A 19,202-nucleotide genomic window follows, 5' to 3' on the forward strand; every position below is an offset into this window, starting at 1 on the left:
CCAGCAGTTACGCTTGGCGCTCAGCAGTACTCCTACGACACAGGGGTCACGTGCCTCACGCCAGGCACCCACCACGTCGATCGCTCCAGCGTTCGACGAGTCCCCGCCGCGACCTGCGTCGCGTCTACGAGAGAAAGGCCGTGCCCCGCAACACACCCGTGTAACGCGAGGCCCCCCGAATTCGATGACAGGTACAGCAGACGAGTTGGAACTCTCCGTCGCCGCAGCGGTCAAGGGAGACCGGACCGCGGCTGCACGGGTTCTTGAACTCGTTCAGCCCGGTGTGGTGCGGTACTGCCGTTCCCGCGTCGGCGGCTCGGAAAGAGCCAACCTGTCTGCTGACGATGTCGCCCAGGAGGTGCTGATCGCGGTTCTCTCGGCTCTGCCGGGATACCGGGATCAGGGACGCCCCTTCATGGCCTTCGTGTACGGGATCGCGTCCCACAAGGTCGCGGACGCCCACAGGGGCAACGCACGGAACAAGTCCGATCCCGTGGAGTACCTCCCCGAGGTGCTCTCCGATGACACGGGGCCGGAGGAGTACCTCCTCGACGGCGAGGTCTCCAAAGCGGTCAGGTCGCTTCTGGAAACCCTGCCGGAGAAGCAACGGGAGATCGTCCGGCTACGAGTCGTAGTGGGACTGTCTGCGGAAGAGACCGCGGAGATCGTCGACAGTACGGCCGGAGCCGTGCGCGTCGCCCAGCACCGGGCGATGAAGCAGCTTCGCGCAACGATCGAGAAGGATGGAGAGGAGCGATGGCGATGAACGACGACGATGTCGTCCGGGGCACCCGTGACGATGCCGCCTCGCTCGACGCGCATGACGTCGACCCCGCCCGGGTCGACCATGACGACGAGCTCCTCGATCTTCTCGGCAGTGGCGAACGACCCGGCGGTGATGACCCCCTTCTCGCGCTGCTCGCCGACTGGCGCGCCGAGACCGGGGCAGCAGAACTGCCCGCGCTCCCGAGCGCCGAAGAGATCGAGGTGGCACTGGCCCCGAACGTGACGCAGTTGCGGCCGCGTCGGGGATGGACGCGCAACGGTGATCACCACCACGGCAAGCGCCCCGCCCTCTGGCAGGCAGCGACCGGCGCGGCCGCTGTCGCCGCCCTGATCGTCGGCGGACTGTCCGTGGCCGCGCACAGCGCGATGCCCGGCGACCCACTGTGGGGCGTGTCCAAGACGATTTTCTCGGACCGCGCCGGCGAAGTGGAGCTGGTCAACGACCTGAGCGAGTACCTGGCCAAGGCCGACGACGCCGCCCGTGGTGGCGACCACGGGGAGGCCGAGCGTCTCCTCGACGAGGTGAGCCAGCGGCTCGATGAGGTCTCGGATGCGTCCGAGCGTGTCGAGTTGATGAAGCGTCGGGACGCGATCCGGCGTGACCTGAGCAGGGTCACCCCGAGCGCCGTGCCGTCGCCCGCGCCGGCCCCCGAGTCCGCGCCACCGGCGGGCCCGGCCACGCTGGTGCCCGGTGCGCCGGTGCCGCTGCCGACGCACCTGATCCCCACGGCGCCCCCGGGTGCTCCGGTGATCCCGCTCCCGCTCGACGGTCTGCGGATCTCCACGACGCTGCAGATCCCGATCGACACCCAGCGGCTGCAGGACTTCCTGGCACCCACCACGGGCCAGCAGGACCAGCTGGATGAGCGGACGATGATGCACCAGCAGCCGTCGCAGTCGCGCACCACCATCACCCAGGTGCCCACGACCACGCAGCAGCAGCCGAAGTCGACCAACAATCAGCAGCCGGCGCCCACGAGCCCGCCCACCTCGGGCGGCAACTGAGCGACCCACGGGTGCCGACGCCCTGAACGTCGGGACCCTCCGGTCACGCTGACCGGGCGCAGACGGGCACAGAGAAACGGACCGGCCCCAGCTCCTCCTCATGAGGGCTGGGGCCGGTTCGGCGTATCGGGCGCCGGTCCGAGCGGATCAGCGGCGCCAGTTCAACTTGCGCGGGGGCCGCAGCGCGCGAGCCGCATCCGCGTAGCCGCGGCAGTACTCCCACGTCACATAATCGTCCGGGACGGGATCGAAGGCCGGCTCGTGCGGCAGGAGAGAACCGTCCTGGAGGAGCTGCATGAGGTTCGCGCGCAGCATGTCCCACTCGTGGTAGTGCTCCTCGGCGCAGTCCTCGCACTGCACGGCCACGCCCTTGACCCCGATCGGGGCGAGCAGGCGGCGGAACTCCACGAGATCCGCCAGGTCCTCCTCGATGGCCAGTCGCTCATCCGGATCGAGAGGGCCGGCCGGGATCTCGTCGTCAACCGGGTCGAACTCGGCCAGCTCCGCGGCCGGATCATCCGGGTCGCCGGCGAACGGGTCGGGCGGCATGCCATGCCGAAGGGGATCGTCCACGACTCCACCGTACCCGTGCTCACCGGCCTGTGGGGACCACGGACCACGCGCAACGGGGTCGACGGTTCGAGCCTGGGGCCCGGAAGCCACTATCCTCGGAACGACTACCGAGACGACCCCCAGGAGGACGGCAGATGAGCGAGTCGCATGGCCCCGTGCGCACCGGCGGCGACGACCCGACCAAGGTCGCGATGGTCGGCCTGACCTTCGACGATGTGCTGCTGCTCCCGGCCGCTTCCGAGGTGGTCCCGAGCGAGGTCGACACGAGCACCCAGTTGACGCGCGAGATCACTCTGCGGGTACCGCTCGTCTCGTCTGCCATGGACACGGTCACCGAGGCGCGGATGGCCATCGCGATGGCCCGACAGGGCGGCATCGGCGTGCTCCACCGCAACCTCTCGGTCGCGGACCAGGCAGCCCAGGTCGACACCGTCAAGCGGTCCGAGGCGGGCATGGTCACTGACCCGGTCACCTGCAAGCCCTCCGCCACGCTGGCGGAGGTCGACCAGTTGTGTGCCCGTTACCGCATCTCCGGCCTGCCGGTGACCGACGAGCGCGGGGAGCTGGTGGGCATCATCACCAACCGCGACATGCGTTTCGAGGTGGACAAGTCGCGCCGGGTGGACGAGGTCATGACGCGAGCGCCTCTCGTCGTCGCCCGTGAGGGGGTCACTGCTGAGGCCGCACTGGGCCTGCTGCGCCGCCACAAGATCGAGAAGCTCCCGATCGTGGACGGCGACGGCCGTCTCACCGGCCTGATCACCGTCAAGGACTTCGTCAAGACCGAGAAGCACCCTGACGCCACCAAGGACGCCGACGGCCGCCTGCGTGTGGCCGCCGCGATCGGCACCGGCGAGGACGCCTGGCAGCGCGCCGGCGCCCTCGCGGAGGCCGGTGTCGACGCCCTCGTCGTGGACACCGCGCACGCCCACAACCGCAACGCGCTCGACATGGTCGCCCGCGTCAAGCGTGAGTTCGGCGACCGTGTCCAGGTCATCGGCGGCAATCTCGCCACCCGCGGCGCCGCGCAGGCCATGATCGACGCCGGCGCGGACGCCATCAAGGTGGGCATCGGCCCCGGCTCGATCTGCACGACCCGCGTCGTGGCCGGCGTGGGGGCCCCGCAGATCACCGCCCTGCTCGAGGCGTCGGTGGCGGCCAAGGCGGCGGGCATCCCCGTGATCGCCGACGGCGGCATGCAGTACTCGGGCGACGTGGCCAAGGCGATCGCCGCTGGGGCGTCGGCCTGCATGTTCGGCTCGCTCCTGGCCGGTTGTACCGAGTCGCCAGGAGAGCTGATCTTCGTCGACGGCAAGCAGTTCAAGGTCTACCGGGGCATGGGCTCGCTCGGCGCGATGCGCGGACGCGGGAAGCCGGGCGCCGAGCAGTCCTTCTCCAAGGACCGCTACTTCCAGGACGATGTGCTGTCCGAGGAGAAGCTGGTGCCGGAGGGCATCGAGGGACGGGTGCCGTTCCGCGGCGATGTGGGGCAGGTCCTCCACCAGCTCAACGGCGGCCTGCGCGCGGGCATGGGCTACACCGGCTCCGCCACGATCCCCGAGATGAACCGTGCACAGTTCGTCCAGATCACGGCCGCGGGGCTCAAGGAGAGCCACCCGCACGCGATCCAGATGACCGTCGAGGCACCCAACTACAACGTCAAGGACTGAGACCACCGTGCGAGATGTCGTTGAGATCGGCCTGGGCCGCGAGGCCCGCCGCATGTACGGGCTGGGCGAGGTCGACCTCGTCCCGTCGCGACGCACCCGCAGCTCCAAGGAGGTGTCGACCTCCTGGCAGATCGACGCCTATCAGATGGACATCCCCGTGATGACCCACCCGACGGACGCGGTCGTCTCGCCGTCGTCGGCGGTGGCCTTCTCCAACCTGGGTGGACTGGCCGTGCTCAACGGCGAGGGCCTGTGGGGCCGCCACGCCGACCCCGAGGCGGCCATCGCCGAGCTGCGCGACATCGCGCTGGAGGACAGGACCGGCCACCGCGCCGTCGCGCGCCTGCAGGAGCTGCACCGGGCGCCCATCGACCGGGAGCTGCTCGCCGGCGCCGTCCAGAAGATCCGCGACGAGGGGGCGACGGTCGCCGTGCGCGTCTCGCCGCAGCACGCGCGTGAGCTCACGCCGGGCCTCATCGCGGCCGGTATCGACATGCTGGTCGTGCAGGGCACGATCATCTCCGCCGAGCACGTCAGCGGCGAGGACGAGCCGCTCAACCTCAAGGATTTCATCGGCGGGCTGGACGTGCCGGTGATCGCCGGCGGCGTGGTGGACTACAAGACCGCGCTACACCTCATGCGCACCGGTGCGGCCGGGGTGATCGTGGGCTACGGCGGTGTCGAGGGTGTCACCACCACCGGACCCGTGCTCGGCATGGAGGTTCACATGGCCTCCGCGATCGCCGACGCCGCCGCCGCCCGCCGCGACTACCTCGACGAGACCGGCGGGCGCTACGTCCACGTGATCGCCGACGGCGACATCTACACCTCCGGTGACATCGCCCGCGCCGTCGCGTGCGGTGCCGACGCCGTGGCGCTGGGCCCGCTGCTCGCCGGAGCCTTGGAGTCCCCGGGCCGGGGCGTGTACTGGGACGCCGTCTCCGCGCACCCCAACGTGCCCCGCGGCCACGTGGCCGAGACGGATGACGAGAACCACCTCGCGCCGCTCACCGAGGTGCTGGAGGGACCCACGAACGTGCCCGACGGCACCCGCAACCTCATGGGCGGTCTGCGTCGAGCCATGGCCAAGTGTGGTTACACCGACGTCAAGGGCTTTCAGAAGGCGGACCTGTCGGTCCGCACCTGACACCCCGGTCGACTTCGCGCACCCCGCAGCCGCCACGGCTGCGGGGTGCGGTCGTTCGCGCGGCGTAGGGGAGGGCCGAGCCGAAAATGGTCGTGTGTCCAGTTGACCGCAGGGCGCCTGACAAAAGGCGACCTACTGTCGGGTAGGTTCAGGTGACCGGGTAGTAATGTGACCCACACCATTGATCTCGATCCGGAGAGTTTCGCCATGACGTCGTCCCCACAGCAGCCAACCGATCCCGCGGCCACCTCGCCCACCGACACGGACGTGATCGTCGTCGGCTCCGGCTTCGGTGGCAGCGTCACCGCGCTGCGGCTGACGGAGAAGGGTTACCGGGTCACGGTCGTGGAGGCCGGCCGACGGTTTGCCGACTCCGACTTCGCCAAGACCTCCTGGCGGCTCAACAAGTTCGTGTGGGCCCCCAAGCTCGGCCTGTTCGGGGTGCAGCGCCTGCATATGCTGCGCGACGTCCTGGTTATGGCCGGGGCCGGCGTGGGCGGCGGCTCGCTCAACTACGCCAACACCCTGTACAAACCGTCGGAGCCGTTCTTCACTGATCCCCAGTGGGCGCACATCACCGACTGGGACGAGGAACTGTCCCCGTTCTACGACCAGGGCCGCCGCATGCTTGGCGTCGTCACCAACCCCAGCCACACGCACTCCGACACGGTCGTCAAGGAGGTCGCGCGCGACATGGGGGCCGAGGACACGTTTGTCTACACCCCGGTCGGCGTCTTTTTCGGCGAGAAGACCGGCGGCCAGGGCAAGCCGGGCGAGACCGTCCCCGACCCGTTCTTCGGCGGCGTGGGCCCGGACCGCACGGCCTGCATCGAGTGCGGCGAGTGCATGACCGGTTGCCGGCACGGCGCCAAGAACACGCTCGTCAAGAACTACCTCGGCCTGGCAGAGCGCGCCGGCGCCCGCATCCTGGACCGCACCACGGTCAGCGGGCTGCGCGAGCGCGGCGACGGCACGTGGGAGGTGACCGTCGAGCGCACGGGCGCCTGGACCAGGCGAGGTAAGCGACCCGGCACCATGACCGCGGCCCACGTGGTGGTCGCCGCGGGAACCTGGGGCACCCAGCACCTGCTGCACTACGCCAAGGACGACGGCTCGCTGCCGCGGCTGTCGGGCGCGCTCGGCGGGCTCACCCGCACCAACTCCGAGTCGATACTCGGGGCGATGGGTGACGAGTACATCCCGGAGCGGGACTTCTCCGAGGGCGTGGCCATCACCTCCTCGTTCCATCCGCGCCCCGACACCCACATCGAGCCCGTCCGCTACGGCAAGGGCTCCAACGCCATCGCGATGCTGCAGACCCTGCTCACCGACGGCAAGGACGGCGTCCCGCGCTGGCTGTCGCTCCTGCTCGAGATCGTGCGCAACCCCCTGCGGGCCGCCAAGATGTTCAACTACCGCCGGTGGAGCCAGCGCACGGTGATCGTGCTGGTCATGCAGAACCTGGACAACTCGCTGCAGACCTTCGTCAAGCGCTTCGGGCCGTTCCGGTACGTCTCCAGTAGGCAGGGGCACGGCGAGCCCAACCCGACCTGGATCCCCCAGGGCAACGAGGCCACCCGGCGGATCGCGGACAAGATCGACGGCACGCCCGGCGGCACTGTCGGCGACATCTTCAACATGCCGATGACCGCGCACTTCCTCGGCGGCTGCGCCATCTCGGACTCGCCCGAGAGCGGCGTGGTGGACCCGTACCACCGTGTGTGGAACTACCCGACCATGCACATCGTCGACGGCTCCGCGATCTCGGCGAACCTCGGCGTCAACCCGGCGCTGAGCATCACCGCGCAGGCCGAGCGCGCCATGTCGCTGTGGCCCAACAAGGGCGAGGCCGACGCGCGGCCGGCGCAGGGCGAGGCCTACCAGAGGATCGCGCCGGTGGCGCCGAGGTCGCCGGTCGTGCCCGAGGCGGCACCGGGCGCGCTGCGGCTGCCGATCGTCGGGGTGAGCTGAGCTCCGAGCGTGACGTGGGGGCGGGCGGGGACGGCCTGAGTACGACGACGACGACGTGGCGCATAGACTCGGGCGCGTGGCCGAGAACGCAACGACCGATTCCCAGCTCACCGCAGAGGCGGCGGCACCGCGACCGGTGCTCGTCGTCGACTTCGGCGCCCAGTACGCGCAGCTCATCGCGCGGCGCGTGCGTGAGGCCCGCGTCTACTCCGAGGTGATCCCGCACACCGCGACGGTGGAGGAGATCCGGGCCAAGAACCCGGTCGCCCTGATCCTGTCCGGTGGGCCGTCCAGCGTGTACGCCGAGGACGCGCCGTCGCTCGATCCGGCCGTGTTCGAGCTGGGCCTGCCGGTGTTCGGCATCTGCTACGGCTTCCAGGCGATGGCCCGGGCGCTCGGCGGCGAGGTGGCGCAGACCGGGAACCGCGAGTACGGCCGCACCGACATGACGGTGGACGGGGGCGTGCTGCACGCGGGGATGCCCGGGCACCACCCGGTGTGGATGAGCCACGGCGATGCCGTGACCGCCGCGCCCGAGGGCTTCGCCGTGACCGCTTCCTCGCCGGGCGCTCCGGTCGCCGCCTTCGAGTGCCCCGAGCGCCGGATGGCCGGGGTGCAGTACCACCCCGAGGTGCTGCACTCGCCGCACGGCCAGCAGGTGCTGAGCCGCTTCCTCACCGAGGTCGCCGGACTCGAGCCCTCGTGGACCGCGGCCAACATCGCCGAGCAGCTCATCGAGGCCGTGCGCGAGCAGGTCGGCGACGGCCGCGCGATCTGCGGTCTGTCCGGCGGCGTGGACTCGGCCGTCGCGGCCGCGCTCGTGCAGCGCGCGATCGGCGATCGCCTCACCTGTGTGTTCGTCGACCACGGACTGCTGCGTGCGGGGGAGCGGGAGCAGGTCGAGACCGACTTCGCCGCCGCCATCGGCGCCCCGCTCATCACGCTGGACGATGCGGACGTGTTCCTCGGCCACCTGGCCGGGGTCACCGATCCCGAGACCAAGCGCAAGATCATCGGCCGCGAGTTCATCCGGTCCTTCGAGCGCGCCGTCGCCCGGGCGCTGGAGCTCCAGGGGGACGACGCCGAGTCCGTCGACTTTCTCGTCCAGGGCACCCTCTACCCGGACGTCGTGGAGTCCGGCGGCGGCTCCGGAACGGCCACCATCAAGAGCCACCACAACGTGGGCGGCCTGCCCGACGACGTGGAGTTCACCCTCGTCGAGCCGCTGCGACTGCTGTTCAAGGACGAGGTCCGGGCCGTGGGCCGGGAGCTCGGCCTGCCCGAGGCGATCGTCGGCCGCCACCCGTTCCCCGGCCCGGGGCTGGGGATCCGCATCGTCGGCGCGGTGGACGAACAGCGGCTCGACACCCTGCGAGCGGCCGATGCGATCGCGCGCGAGGAGATGACCGCCGCCGGCCTGGACTCCACCGTGTGGCAGTGCCCGGTCGTGCTCCTGGCAGACGTGCGCTCGGTGGGCGTGCAGGGCGACGGCCGCACCTACGGGCACCCGATCGTGCTGCGGCCGGTGAGCTCCGAGGACGCGATGACCGCCGACTGGACCCGGGTGCCGTACGAGACGCTGGCCCTGATCTCGAACCGCATCACCAACGAGGTCCCGGACGTCAACCGCGTCGTGCTGGACATCACGAGCAAGCCGCCGGGGACCATCGAGTGGGAGTGACTCAGGCGTAGGAGAGCGCCCTGCGCCCCTCGCCGGAGAGCCGGACCCAGCTTGCGGTGGCGAGGGCGTGGACCTCGGTCGCCGGGAGTTCGAGCCAGCGCCGGCCGCGGGCGATGCGGTCCCGGATGTCGGCGGCGTCGGTGCCGAGGACGTCAGCGCACCACGAGATGCGCCGCTCGCCGGTGTGGTGTTGCAGGACGAGCAGCTCCAGCACGTCCGTCGCGAGCGAGCCGTCGGAGAGAGCGGCCGCGGTGTCAGCCGTCAGTTCGGGCGGATTCTGCAGCCGGCTCCCGGCGATGTGGTCGGCGGTCTCGTACCGGGGGAAGGTGCGCACCAGAGCGATCCCGACGAGGACCGCGGTGGCGACGAGGATCGGCCAGTGGTCAAACGCGCCGACGAGATTGCCGAGGAAGACCACGGTGAACACGGCGGGGCCGGCGAGCGCGGGGCTACGCCACCACCGGTGTCCCGGCGGCTCCGGCATCTCGATGCTGCCGCTGTGGCCCCGGAGGCTCGCGCGTCGAACAGCGATGACGGCGGCGATGACCGCCGCCGCCACGATGACGACCAGACCGGTCAGGGACACCGCGAGGCCACCGGGAAGCAGAGCCGGATTGGCGATCAGCGTGAACCCGGTCGCGGCCAGGACACCCACGGCCGGCCGTTGCCACCAGGGCCGTTCCTCCGCCCGTCGCCGCAGCTCCCAGACCCGGTCGACCGTCGCCGCCGCGTCGGCGGACGCCTCCTCGGGTGACGGACCGCCTGACGCCGGGTTGTCGGACTCGGGACGCGCGGGGTCGGACGGGACGGGCATCGCCCGACCATATCGGGCCGCGGATCCGGACCAGGGACCGGCCGCGGCCACGGAGTGGGTCAGCGCCGGACCACCATGATGAGCCCCACGAGCACGGTGAGCACGAGCCCACCGGCCAGCAGGATTGTCGGGGTGATGACCGGCCCGCCGAGGATCGCCCACACGGCCACCGCCATCGAGAGGAGACCCGCCACCGCCAGGATCGGCGACCCGGCCCGCTTGCGGTCGGTCACCTCCACGGCGCTCCCGGTCGTGCCCGCGGCCGCCACCCTGAGCTCCACCGGCCCGACACCGAAGCCCAGCGGCTGCGGGTTCGAGAACCCGGTCCCGTACGGCAGCGGCTCGTACAGCGGTTGCTCGGGGAACGGTTGTTCGCGGAATGGCTGCTCGGGGAACTGGTCTTGCGGGTTCATGGTGTTCATCGGGTCACCTTCACGCTTCCCATCTCGGTGGAGACATCCAGGGTCAGTACGGGGCCGTCGGGGTTCTCGGACGGGGCGGGGCAGTCGATGCTGCCCACCTCGACGCGGCAGTTCGCGTCCACCTCGAGGCCCTCGGGCAGTTGCACGCGCACCTCGCCGACCTCGTTGGAGATGCTGTAGGTGCGGTCGCGGTCGAGTTCGAGTCCGCGCAGATCGACACGGACCGAGCCGAGCTCATGGGCGACCGGGACGTTCAGCTGCTCGGGGGAGGTGATCGCCACCCGCTTCTCGCCGATCGTCTCCCAGCCGCCCTCGGGCACCTGGACGAGCGAGGCCAGCAGCACGAACCCGGCGAGCGGGCCGGCCACCACCAGCAGCCCGTGACCCCGGCGGGTGAACGCGCCGATGAGCAGTCCACCGGCCACCACGGCCAGGGCGACCGCGGCGATGCGCGTCGCGTCCAGCCAGGCCAGACCGCCGATCGTGGACAAGCCGGCGGCGACTGCCGCGGCGATGAGCGCCAGACCGAGCGTGATCTTGGTCAGCCGCGACCTGCGGGCGGGCTGCGCCTTGTCGGCGATGTGGATGCCGGGCTCGGGCAGGTCCCACGCGAAGGGGGCGGCGCCGAGCGGATCCCACGACGGCGGGACCGGCGGGCCGTGCGGGGCGTCGGGGCCGGAGCCGGGCTCCTGCCACGGGCCGGGGGCGGCGCCCGGGTGGGTCGCGCCGGCCGGACCACCGGCGCCGTACCCTGCGCCCGGGGCACGCGGCGCCGACACGTCGGCCCAGCCGACCGGCGGCTCGGGGGAGCGTCGGAACAACCCGTACCAGCCGACCAGCATCGCCGCGGTCATGAGGAACCCGGCGCCGAGCAGGAAGGTCTGCCCGGAACCGCCGAAGGTCGGAGCCGAGATGAGGACGACGACGACGAGCGCCACCGCCGTCAGCTTGGACCCGGACGCCCGGCCCCGGCCGATGAGCGCCTCGCCCTTGGACGCCTCGTCTCCGGCGGCACGGAGCAGCAGCCACATCAGCGCGTAGAGGAACACACCCGCGCCACCCCAGAGGGCGGCGATGACGAACGCGACGCGGATGAGCACCGGGTCGATGCCGTAGCGCCGACCGAATCCGCCACAGACGCCGGCGATCTTGGAATCATCCGGGGTCCGGACGGGACGGGTCCGCCACAGGGAGCGGAGTTCTGCTGACAGGTCGTGGGTACTCGTGCTGGACATGACTCACATCGTGCTCGGCCGGGGGCCCGGGCACATCGGGGACCGACCCTGATATCCGGACCCCGGGAATCTCAGGGTCGGCCCCCGATGCGGACCCCGGGACGATCTGTGACCATTGGTTTCATGAGTGAGAACGCGACCGACCCCGCGCCGGTCGAGCCCGTGCGTGCGTCGGACGCCGAATCCGCGGGCCCGCCCGCTCCGGCAAACGGGCCCGCGACGCGCCCGGGGCCGCGCGGCCCGGTGCCGCCGGGTGCCCCGGCGCTGCGTCCGCCCGGCACGGTTCCGGCCGGCTTCCGGTGGTACCCACGGCTGACCCGGGTCACCGACGCCTCCGTCGTGGGCGGCGTGTGCGCGGGCCTGGCCGAGCACCTCGGCGTCAAGGTCACCCACGTGCGGCTGGCCATGGTTCTGTTCGCCATCCTCTCCGGTGCCGGCGTGGTCCTGTACTCGGCGCTGTGGGTGCTCCTGCCGTCCGCCCCCGCCCGCGTGGACGCGCCCCCCGTCGATCCGCGCGAACGCCGACACGGCAAGGCGCTGGTCGCGGTCGCGATGGTGGGCGCGGTGCTGTCGTTCATGCTGACCACCGCCACGGGACTGAACGTCATCGTCCCCGTCCTCGTGGTGGCCCTGGGCGCCGGGCTCGTCTGGCAGCAGTACGACCGCGGGGGAAAGGTCTCACCACGGTCCGCCTTCGACTGGGCCCGTGTCACGGCAGGGGCGACCCTCGTCGTCGTCGGACTCGCGGTCGTCGTCCTGGGACAGGTCGAGTTCGCCGCACTCCGGTCGTCTCTCCTCGCGGTGGTCGCGACGCTGGTCGGCGTCGGACTGCTGTCGGTCCCCGTCGGGCTGCGGCTGTGGCACTCGCTCGAGGAGGAACGTGCTGCGCGGATCCGGGAGGCCGAGCGCAGTGACATCGCCTCCCACCTGCACGATTCCGTCCTCCAGACCCTCGCCCTGATCCAGAAGCGCTCCGACGACCCCGCGCAGGTCACGCGCCTGGCCCGACGCCAGGAACGCGAACTGCGGCAGTGGCTCTTCGGCGCCGGCTCGCGCATGTCGTCCGGGGCGACCACCGTGGCCGGGGCGGTCGAGGTGATGGTCGGCGACCTCGAGGACGCGTACGGACTGCGCATCGACCAGGTGGTGGTGGGGGGCGACGGCGCGGTCGGCGACACGGAGGAGGCCGTCCTCGGCGCGGTCCGCGAGGCGCTGGTCAACGTCGCCAAGCACGCCGGCGTCGACACCGCGGACGTCTTCGTGGAGAACGACGGGCGCGTGCTGAGTGCGTTCGTCCGCGACCGCGGCGCCGGCTTCGACCCCGACGCGGTCTCCGCCGACAGACACGGACTCGCGCAGTCGATCCGGCACCGCGTGGAGAGTCGCGGGGGCGCCGTCACCGTGCGCAGTACGCTCGGGCGGGGGACCGAGATCGGGATCGAGATGCCGCTGGAGGGCGAATGATGCAGGTGCGCAGGTGACGGGTGAGCCGGTGGTGGGCGGCGTGGCCGGTGCGGCTTCGGCCGGGGAGTCTGGCGCGGCTGCGGTCGGTGGGGCCGGCGCGGCCGGCAGTAGGGCGTGCCGCGTCTTCCTCGTCGACGACCATGCGGTGTTCCGCAGCGGCGTGCGCGCCGAACTGGGTGGCCAGGCCGCGATCGAGGTAGTCGGCGAGGCCGGCTCCGTGGCCGAGGCGGTAGCCGGGATCGGGCGCGTGCAACCTGATGTGGTGCTGCTCGACGTCCACATGCCCGACGGTGGCGGCATGGCCGTGCTGCGATCGGTGCTGGCGTCCGGTGCTGCTGGCTCGAGCTCGGTTGGTTCGGGCTCTGCTGGCTCGGCGGCTTCTGGCTCGAGCGCTGTGGGCCCCGGCGCGACGTCCGGCGGTGCGCAGGCGGAGGCCGCGCACGTGCCGACCTTCCTCGCGCTGAGCGTCTCGGATGCAGCCGAGGACGTGATCGCCGTGATCCGCTCCGGCGCCCGCGGCTACGTCACCAAGACCATCTCCGGCGACGAGCTGGCCGATGCCGTGCGCCGGGTGGCCGACGGCGACGCCGTGTTCTCCCCGCGACTGGCCGGCTTCGTGCTGGATGCCTTCGCCCGCGCCGCCCCCGGGCCCGAGGATCGCGGTGAGCCCGTGCACGACCCCGAGGTCGACTCCCTCACCCCGCGCGAGAAAGAGGTGTTGCGGCTGCTCGCCCGCGGCTACACGTACAAGGAGATCGCCGAGGAGCTGTTCATCTCGGTCAAGACCGTGGAGACACACGCCTCGAACGTGCTGCGCAAGACCCAGCAGTCGAACCGGCACGCGCTGACCCGCTGGGCGCAGTCCCGCCACCTCGACTGATCGCGGGTCGGCCGCCCGCTCGCCCGGCGCTCCCGGTTTCGCTCGGTTCGCAGCCCGGACCGCTGAGGTGAGGCCGACCAGTTGCCCGGCCCGCCCTGCCTGCTCCGCACGTACCCGCCGCCTCCCCGGCGAGTGGTCCGACCCGCTCACGTTCTCCCAGGTCGCGGAATGGGTTTCGTCGTATTGACCGCTCGCCGCCGCGGAGCGCAATGTGACTCATCGGCCGAGTGACCGTGCACGAATTCCTGTCGACGACGCTACTGTGACGTCGTGACCGAACCCCGCGACCTGCCCGTGTGCATCATCGGCGACTCGTTCGTGGCCGGTTACGGCGACGAGACCGGCCGCGGCTGGACCGCGCTCCTGGTGGAGGCAGCCGCCCGCGAGGATCTGCACCTGCACGCCACGGTCGCGGGGATCGGCGGGGACACCTCGGAGATGATCCTGGCCCGCTGGGATGAGGTCGACCGGCGTCGGGCCGCGTTCCCGACCACCGCCGTGATCGCCGAGTTCGGGGTCAACGACGTCATGCATGTCGCGGGGGCCGAGCCCGGTGTCGAGGTCGAACGGGTCGATGAGCAGGGAACGGTCGCGGCGCTGCGCGGCATGATCGGCCGGGCGCCGCGAGGGCGGTTCCTGGTGGTCGGCCCGCCGCCGGTCCTGTGGGACGAGGTCAATGCGCGCACCGTGGCCCGCGCGGAGGCGATCGCGTCCGTGTGCGCCGAGGCGGGTGTTCCATTCGTGCCGACCTTCGATGCGCTGCGGCCCGGCGGGGCGTGGATGCGCGAGGTGGCCGCGGGGGACGGCGCGCACCCCGGCCCAGGCGGATACGCGCAGTTCGCGGAGGCGATCACCCGCCCGGTCCTGGACTGGCTGCGCGCTCTCCCGGACGCCGAGCCCGGCTGGAACCAGCGCCAGGTTAGAAGCTGAACCCGGCAACCCGGCAACCCCGCAACCCGGCAACCCGGCAACCCGGAACCGTCCGCCAGAACCGAGCCCGTCCCGATCCACATCGGGTCAGCGCGAGCTCCTCATCGCGGCTTTGACGGTCACTGCCGGATCGGCTTCCAGGTCGGCCACGCGCTCGGAACCCATGGGCACCAGCGCGATCCGCCCGGCGGAATCGAAGTGCAACGCCCAGCCGTAGGTTTTGGCCAGCGGCGAGGTGCGCAGGCACGGCTGCCCTGTGGAGAAGAACTGCGCGCGTGCAGCGGGCCGGTCGGCTTCGGCGATCCCCTTGCGCTGGCAGTGCACATCGAAGATCAGGTCGTCGCTGGTCCAGACGTAGTCGCCGGCCGAGAGCCGCTCGTACTGCAGCTCGGCGATCGATCCTTTACCGGCCGGCGGGGCCGTCGCCGTCTGCGTCTTGGTGTCTGGCGCGGGAAGGATCAGGGTGTCGGTGTAATCGGTGGTGTGCACGGTCATCTCCCTCTCTCGGTCCCATCGTTCACCTGATCGCGTCGGACTGCCCCCGAATCCCCGGATCGAGCCGGGCCGCCGAACGTCCGACCAGCTTCTCCCGTCCGCTGAACGCTTCCTGAATCCCGCCCGAGTCCATTCGGTTGAAGCCACCGCGCTGACCGGTAGCGTGGACCACGTCGCACGCCCCGGTGCGGCGGGAGGAGAGTGGTGCATGTCGAATCCGCAGAACTCTGACCACGCCGAGAACAAGTCGGAAGAGAAGGACGAGCGGGACAACCGCCCGAACTCGAAGGACGAGTTGGCCGACGAGTGGGGCGAGGAGTCGTTCCCGGCCAGCGATCCGCCCGGAGCTCCCTGACTCAGCGCAGGACCTCGAACTGCTCCGACACCGCCCGCAGCGCACTCGCGCTGCGGGCGAACTGTTGCCGTTCGGTCTCGTCGAGTTCCAGTTCCACCACCCTCTGCACGCCGGTCCGCCCGATCACGGCGGGCACGCCGATGTAGATGCCCTCCTGCCCGTACTCGCCCCGAAGCAGGGTTGAGACGGGCAGTGACACCTGCTCGTTGCGCAGGATCGCGCGCGTGATGCGGGCCAGCCCCATACCGATGCCGTAGCTGGTCGAGCCCTTGGAGTCGATGATCCGATAGGCGGCGTCCCTGGTCTCGGTGAAGATCTGGGTGAGCCGCTCCCGCTTGGCCGGGTCTCCGTCGAGATCGCGCCGCAGGGGCACCCCGGAGACGTTGGCGGAGGAGAAGACGGGCAACTCGGTGTCACCGTGCTCGCCGATGATCGAGGCGTGCACGCTCATGGGGGCGACGCCGTAGTGCTCGCCGAGCATGAACCGGAACCGTGCGGAGTCGAGAACGGTGCCGGAGCCGATCACCTGGCTCGCGGGCAGCCCGGAGTAGCGCCAGGCGGCCTGGGTGAGGATGTCGACGGGGTTGGTGGCGACCAGCAGGATGCCGTCGAAGCCGGTCGCCATCACGTCACCGACGATCTTTTCGAACAGTGTCATGTTCTTGCCGACGAGGTCGATTCGGGTCTCGCCGGGCTTCTGTGCGGCGCCGGCGCAGATCACGACCATGGTGGCGTCGGTGCAGTCGGAGTAGGTGCCCTCGGTGACGAGGGTGGGGGAGGGCGCCCAGACGACGCCGTGGTTGAGGTCCATGACCTCGCCGACGAGCTTGTCGTGGTCGATGTCGATGATCGCCAGATGGTCGGCCAGGCCCTGGTTGACCAGGGCATACGCGTACGCGATACCCACGTCCCCGGCGCCGATGAGCACGATGCGATTCCCGATGGAGGCCTTCATGGTCACCGAGGGTAGGCCCCCGGTACGACATCGTGGGTGGAGTCCGGATGAACAGCAGGATCGACGACGACAACGACGACGACAACGCCCACACCGGGCCCTCCCGCATCACCGGAAACAGCCACCCCGGGGGCGATAGCGACAGGAACCGCTATCGAACAGGCGTTCTTGCGCAGTGTCGTACCCGTAGTGTTCACTGTTCGTCACGGTCGAAAAATAGTTCGATTTAGGCGTTGGCGGCGTGTCGCCCGTGGCGGAAGGTTCTGATGATGGTAGTGCGCGGTTCTGCTGTCGACCGTTCGGGTGCGGACCTGTCGGAGCTCGGTACTGCTGATCGGGTGGCTGAGCTGCGGCGTCGACTGGCGTCCATGCCCGGTGGCGGACTTCCGGCCGCAGCTCGGTCGGTCCCGGGCGCCACGGACTTCCCGTCGTCCGGGGGTGCGGAGATATCTGAAGGTACAGGGGCCTTCCCCGAGGCTCCGGGGGCCCCGTCGGATTCGTCGTCGGCGGCGGCGGCGGTGATCTCGGCGGGGCGGTCTGCTGCTCCCGGGGATCTGCCGGTTTCCCCGCCGCTCGCGGTGTCGGTGGCATCGGCGCCGCCGGTGGTTCCCGCAGTGCCCGGGGTGCCCGGGGTGCCCGGGGTGCCCGTGCCGGGGTCCGTGGCCGGGCTTCTGCCAGGCGGTGTGCTGCCCGCGGGGCGGGTCACGGCGGTCGGCGGTAGCGCCACGCTGCGGGTCGGGTTGTTGGCCGCGGCCACGGCTGCCGGGGTCCGGTGTGCGGTCGTGGGGTGGCCGGAGTTCGGGGTGGCGGCGGTGGCGGAGCAGGGCGGCCGGCTGGACTGTCTGGCGCTGGTCCCGGACCCCGGGCCTGACGCCGCGGCGGTCGTGTCCGTGCTGATCGACGGACTGGATCTGGTCCTGCTCGGGCCCGGTGTCGCGGCTGTGGCCCCCTCACGCGCGCGAGTGATCGCCGGCCGGGTGCGGGCCGCGGGCGCGGTGCTGCTCGTGGGCCCCGGCTGGCCCGGGGCGGAGCTCACGCTGGCGGGCCGGCACTGCCGCTACGGAGGGCTGGGCGCGGGGGCGGGCCGGCTGGCCTCGGTCTCCACCGTGGTGCGCTGCTCCGGCCGCGCGGCCCCCGCCCGGACCGCGGAATGGGTGGCGGCGGGATGAGTGCCCGGGTCATGGCGGTGTGGTGCCCGGACTGGCCGGCGGTCGCGGCGGCCCGGGCCGAGGGGCACGGCCTGCATCTGCCGCTGGCGGTCGTCGGGCCCCGTGGCGTGCTCGCGTGTAACGCCGTCGCGCGGGCGGTCGGGGTGCGTCGCGGCCTACGTCGACGTGAGGCGCAGTTCCGGTGTCCCGAGCTCGTGGTGGTCGCGACGGATGAGGCCCGCGATGCCGCCTGGTTCGAGCCCGTCGTGCAGGCGTTGGACGCGGTGGTTCCGGGCATCGAGGTATTGCGGCCCGGGTTGTTCGTGTTCTCCGCCGCCGGCGCACTGCGGTTCCACGGCGGGGTGGAGGAGGTTGTCACCCGGGTCATGGACGCGGTTGCGGCGGCCGGGGTGGAGTGCCAGGTCGGGCTCGCGGACGAGCTGCCCACGGCGGTGCTCGGAGCCCGTGGATCGGCGTTGCTCGAGCCGGGCGCGGACGCCGAGTACCTGGCGGACCTGCCCGTGGGGGCTCTCGTGGTGGAGCCCGCGCTGGGGGATCTCGAGGTGCTGTCCGAACTGGTCGGACTCCTGCACCGGCTCGGCGTGCGGACGATCGGTGACTTCGCCGCGATCGCGCCCCGGGACGTGGCCACCCGCTTCGGTGAGGCGGGCACCGTCGCGCACCGAATCGCTCGGGCTGTGCCGTGGCGTCCGCCGTCGGTGACCCCGGTGCCGGCCGGGTCCGCGATCGAGCACCGGTGCGACCCGCCTCTGGAACGCGTCGACGAGGCGGCATTCCTCGGACGGCGGTTGGCGGGCGAATTGCACGAGACGCTCGCGGCGGCAGGGGTGTCCTGCCTGAGGCTGTCCATCACTGCACACGTGGAGGACGGGCGGGAGGTCAACCGCGTGTGGCGATGCTCGGCGCCGCTGACCCCGGAGGGCACTGCCGACCGACTGCGCTGGCAGCTGGAGGGCTGGCTCACCGGTACCGCGATCTCCGGCGGGGCCGGGGGAGCGGTCACCGCGCTGGCCCTCGAGCCGGTGGAGGTCGTCCCCGCCGGTCACGTGCAGGAAGGGCTGTGGGGTGAGGCGGGCCTGGCTGAGGCCCGGGTCCACCGCGCGCTGGTGCGGGTGCAGGGCCTGCTCGGGCCGGAGGCGGTACGCATCCCCGTGGATGCGGGCGGGCGTGGGCCGGCCGAGCGCGTGCAGTCGCTGCCGTACGGGGACGCTCCCGCGGAGCCCGTCGCCCGGGGCCCGTGGCCGGGCGCGCTACCGGCGCCGTCACCGTCGGTGGTGTGGCCGGGGCCGGGTTATCTGCTGGAGATCCGCGAGAACGGTGACCCGGGAGCCGCCGTCGCTGCGCGGGTTCCGCTGTCCGGGGGAGTCATGCTGCGCACCGAGGTCGGGACCGCCGTGGGGGTGACCCTGCGGGGCCTGCTCAGTGGTCGGCCCGCCGTCGTCGAGGTGGGCGGGCGGCGCTGCCCGCTTCTGGGCTGGTCACGCCCGTGGACCGTCGACGAGGCGTGGTGGGAGCCCGCACCCGGGGGCGCGTCGCGTCGGCCCCGGGCCCGGATGCAGGTCGTCCCCGAGAGGGCGGCGGCATTGCTGCTGTGCCGCCCGCTCGGGGACGAGCCGGGGGGATGGGCTGTCGAGGGGGTCTACGAGTGAA

General features: G+C 71.6%; 18 protein-coding genes. 12 read left to right on the forward strand and 6 right to left on the reverse strand.

All coding sequences use genetic code 11. The annotated features are described in order from the left end of the window. The first annotated feature begins 184 nt into the window (after positions 1-184). Entirely contained in the window at positions 185-766 is a 582-nt protein-coding gene (locus ACWGLC_RS06610; RefSeq protein ID WP_344987803.1) for a sigma-70 family RNA polymerase sigma factor, read from the forward strand. Continuing rightward, positions 763-1,791, forward strand: coding sequence for a hypothetical protein (locus ACWGLC_RS06615; protein WP_452099143.1), 1,029 nt, complete (start codon positions 763-765; stop codon positions 1,789-1,791). Before ACWGLC_RS06610 ends, ACWGLC_RS06615 begins: the two co-directional genes overlap by 4 nt. 147 nt (positions 1,792-1,938) lie before the next feature. On the opposite strand, the gene ACWGLC_RS06620 is transcribed toward ACWGLC_RS06615, so the two are convergent. Then, positions 1,939-2,364, reverse strand: coding sequence for a DUF5319 domain-containing protein (locus ACWGLC_RS06620; protein ID WP_452099144.1), 426 nt, complete (start codon positions 2,362-2,364; stop codon positions 1,939-1,941). A gap of 134 nt (positions 2,365-2,498) precedes the next feature. Between ACWGLC_RS06620 and guaB the strand changes: the two genes are divergently transcribed. The 4 genes from guaB (at position 2,499) to guaA (ending at position 8,833) form a co-directional block, all read left to right on the forward strand. Then, complete coding sequence (guaB, locus tag ACWGLC_RS06625) at positions 2,499-4,034, forward strand: IMP dehydrogenase (protein WP_452099145.1); 1,536 nt, start codon at positions 2,499-2,501, stop codon at positions 4,032-4,034. A gap of 7 nt (positions 4,035-4,041) precedes the next feature. Further along, positions 4,042-5,181, forward strand: a complete 1,140-nt coding sequence (locus tag ACWGLC_RS06630; protein ID WP_452099146.1) for a GuaB3 family IMP dehydrogenase-related protein — start codon at positions 4,042-4,044, stop codon at positions 5,179-5,181. Between the two features lie 207 nt (positions 5,182-5,388). Next, complete coding sequence (locus ACWGLC_RS06635) at positions 5,389-7,152, forward strand: FAD-dependent oxidoreductase (protein ID WP_452099322.1); 1,764 nt, start codon at positions 5,389-5,391, stop codon at positions 7,150-7,152. A 76-nt stretch (positions 7,153-7,228) separates the two neighbouring features. Next, entirely contained in the window at positions 7,229-8,833 is a 1,605-nt protein-coding gene (gene guaA / locus ACWGLC_RS06640; RefSeq protein ID WP_452099147.1) for a glutamine-hydrolyzing GMP synthase, read from the forward strand. Between the two features lies 1 nt (position 8,834). Here guaA and ACWGLC_RS06645 read toward each other — a convergent pair whose 3' ends face one another. From ACWGLC_RS06645 to ACWGLC_RS06655, 3 genes are read right to left on the reverse strand one after another with little or no spacing between them, the layout of a single operon-like run. Further along, positions 8,835-9,647, reverse strand: coding sequence for a hypothetical protein (locus ACWGLC_RS06645; protein ID WP_452099148.1), 813 nt, complete (start codon positions 9,645-9,647; stop codon positions 8,835-8,837). A gap of 59 nt (positions 9,648-9,706) precedes the next feature. Beyond that, complete coding sequence (locus tag ACWGLC_RS06650; RefSeq protein WP_452099149.1) at positions 9,707-10,069, reverse strand: hypothetical protein; 363 nt, start codon at positions 10,067-10,069, stop codon at positions 9,707-9,709. Next, positions 10,066-11,304: a PspC domain-containing protein gene (locus ACWGLC_RS06655; RefSeq protein WP_452099150.1), complete on the reverse strand. Its 1,239-nt coding sequence runs from the start codon at positions 11,302-11,304 to the stop codon at positions 10,066-10,068. Before ACWGLC_RS06655 ends, ACWGLC_RS06650 begins: the two co-directional genes overlap by 4 nt. Before the next feature lie 123 nt (positions 11,305-11,427). Between ACWGLC_RS06655 and ACWGLC_RS06660 the strand changes: the two genes are divergently transcribed. From ACWGLC_RS06660 to ACWGLC_RS06670, 3 genes are all read left to right on the forward strand, one after another. Further along, positions 11,428-12,768 carry an ATP-binding protein gene (locus ACWGLC_RS06660; RefSeq protein ID WP_452099151.1) on the forward strand — a complete coding sequence of 447 codons (1,341 nt, stop codon included), beginning with the start codon at positions 11,428-11,430 and terminating at the stop codon, positions 12,766-12,768. A gap of 145 nt (positions 12,769-12,913) precedes the next feature. Then, positions 12,914-13,648: a LuxR C-terminal-related transcriptional regulator gene (locus ACWGLC_RS06665; protein WP_452099323.1), complete on the forward strand. Its 735-nt coding sequence runs from the start codon at positions 12,914-12,916 to the stop codon at positions 13,646-13,648. Between the two features lie 270 nt (positions 13,649-13,918). Then, complete coding sequence (locus tag ACWGLC_RS06670; RefSeq protein WP_452099152.1) at positions 13,919-14,578, forward strand: SGNH/GDSL hydrolase family protein; 660 nt, start codon at positions 13,919-13,921, stop codon at positions 14,576-14,578. Positions 14,579-14,665: 87 nt separating this feature from the next. Here ACWGLC_RS06670 and ACWGLC_RS06675 read toward each other — a convergent pair whose 3' ends face one another. Continuing rightward, entirely contained in the window at positions 14,666-15,073 is a 408-nt protein-coding gene (locus tag ACWGLC_RS06675; RefSeq protein ID WP_452099154.1) for a DUF6157 family protein, read from the reverse strand. Positions 15,074-15,281: 208 nt separating this feature from the next. On the opposite strand from ACWGLC_RS06675, the gene ACWGLC_RS06680 reads away from it, so the two are divergent. After that, positions 15,282-15,428 carry a hypothetical protein gene (locus tag ACWGLC_RS06680; RefSeq protein ID WP_230930168.1) on the forward strand — a complete coding sequence of 49 codons (147 nt, stop codon included), beginning with the start codon at positions 15,282-15,284 and terminating at the stop codon, positions 15,426-15,428. Position 15,429: 1 nt separating this feature from the next. Here the strand turns inward: ACWGLC_RS06680 and ACWGLC_RS06685 are convergent, their stop codons facing one another. Continuing rightward, entirely contained in the window at positions 15,430-16,383 is a 954-nt protein-coding gene (locus ACWGLC_RS06685; RefSeq protein ID WP_452099155.1) for an L-lactate dehydrogenase, read from the reverse strand. A 266-nt stretch (positions 16,384-16,649) separates the two neighbouring features. Here ACWGLC_RS06685 and ACWGLC_RS06690 point away from each other — a divergent pair, with 266 nt between their 5' ends. Further along, on the forward strand, positions 16,650-17,552 hold the full coding sequence (locus ACWGLC_RS06690) for a hypothetical protein (RefSeq protein WP_452099156.1): 903 nt from the start codon (positions 16,650-16,652) through the stop codon (positions 17,550-17,552). Then, positions 17,549-19,201, forward strand: coding sequence for a DNA polymerase Y family protein (locus tag ACWGLC_RS06695; RefSeq protein WP_452099157.1), 1,653 nt, complete (start codon positions 17,549-17,551; stop codon positions 19,199-19,201). The genes ACWGLC_RS06690 and ACWGLC_RS06695 overlap by 4 nt, the downstream gene beginning before the upstream one ends. The last annotated feature ends 1 nt before the right edge of the window (position 19,202 follow it).

Source organism: Dietzia sp. NPDC055877, assembly GCF_053615975.1.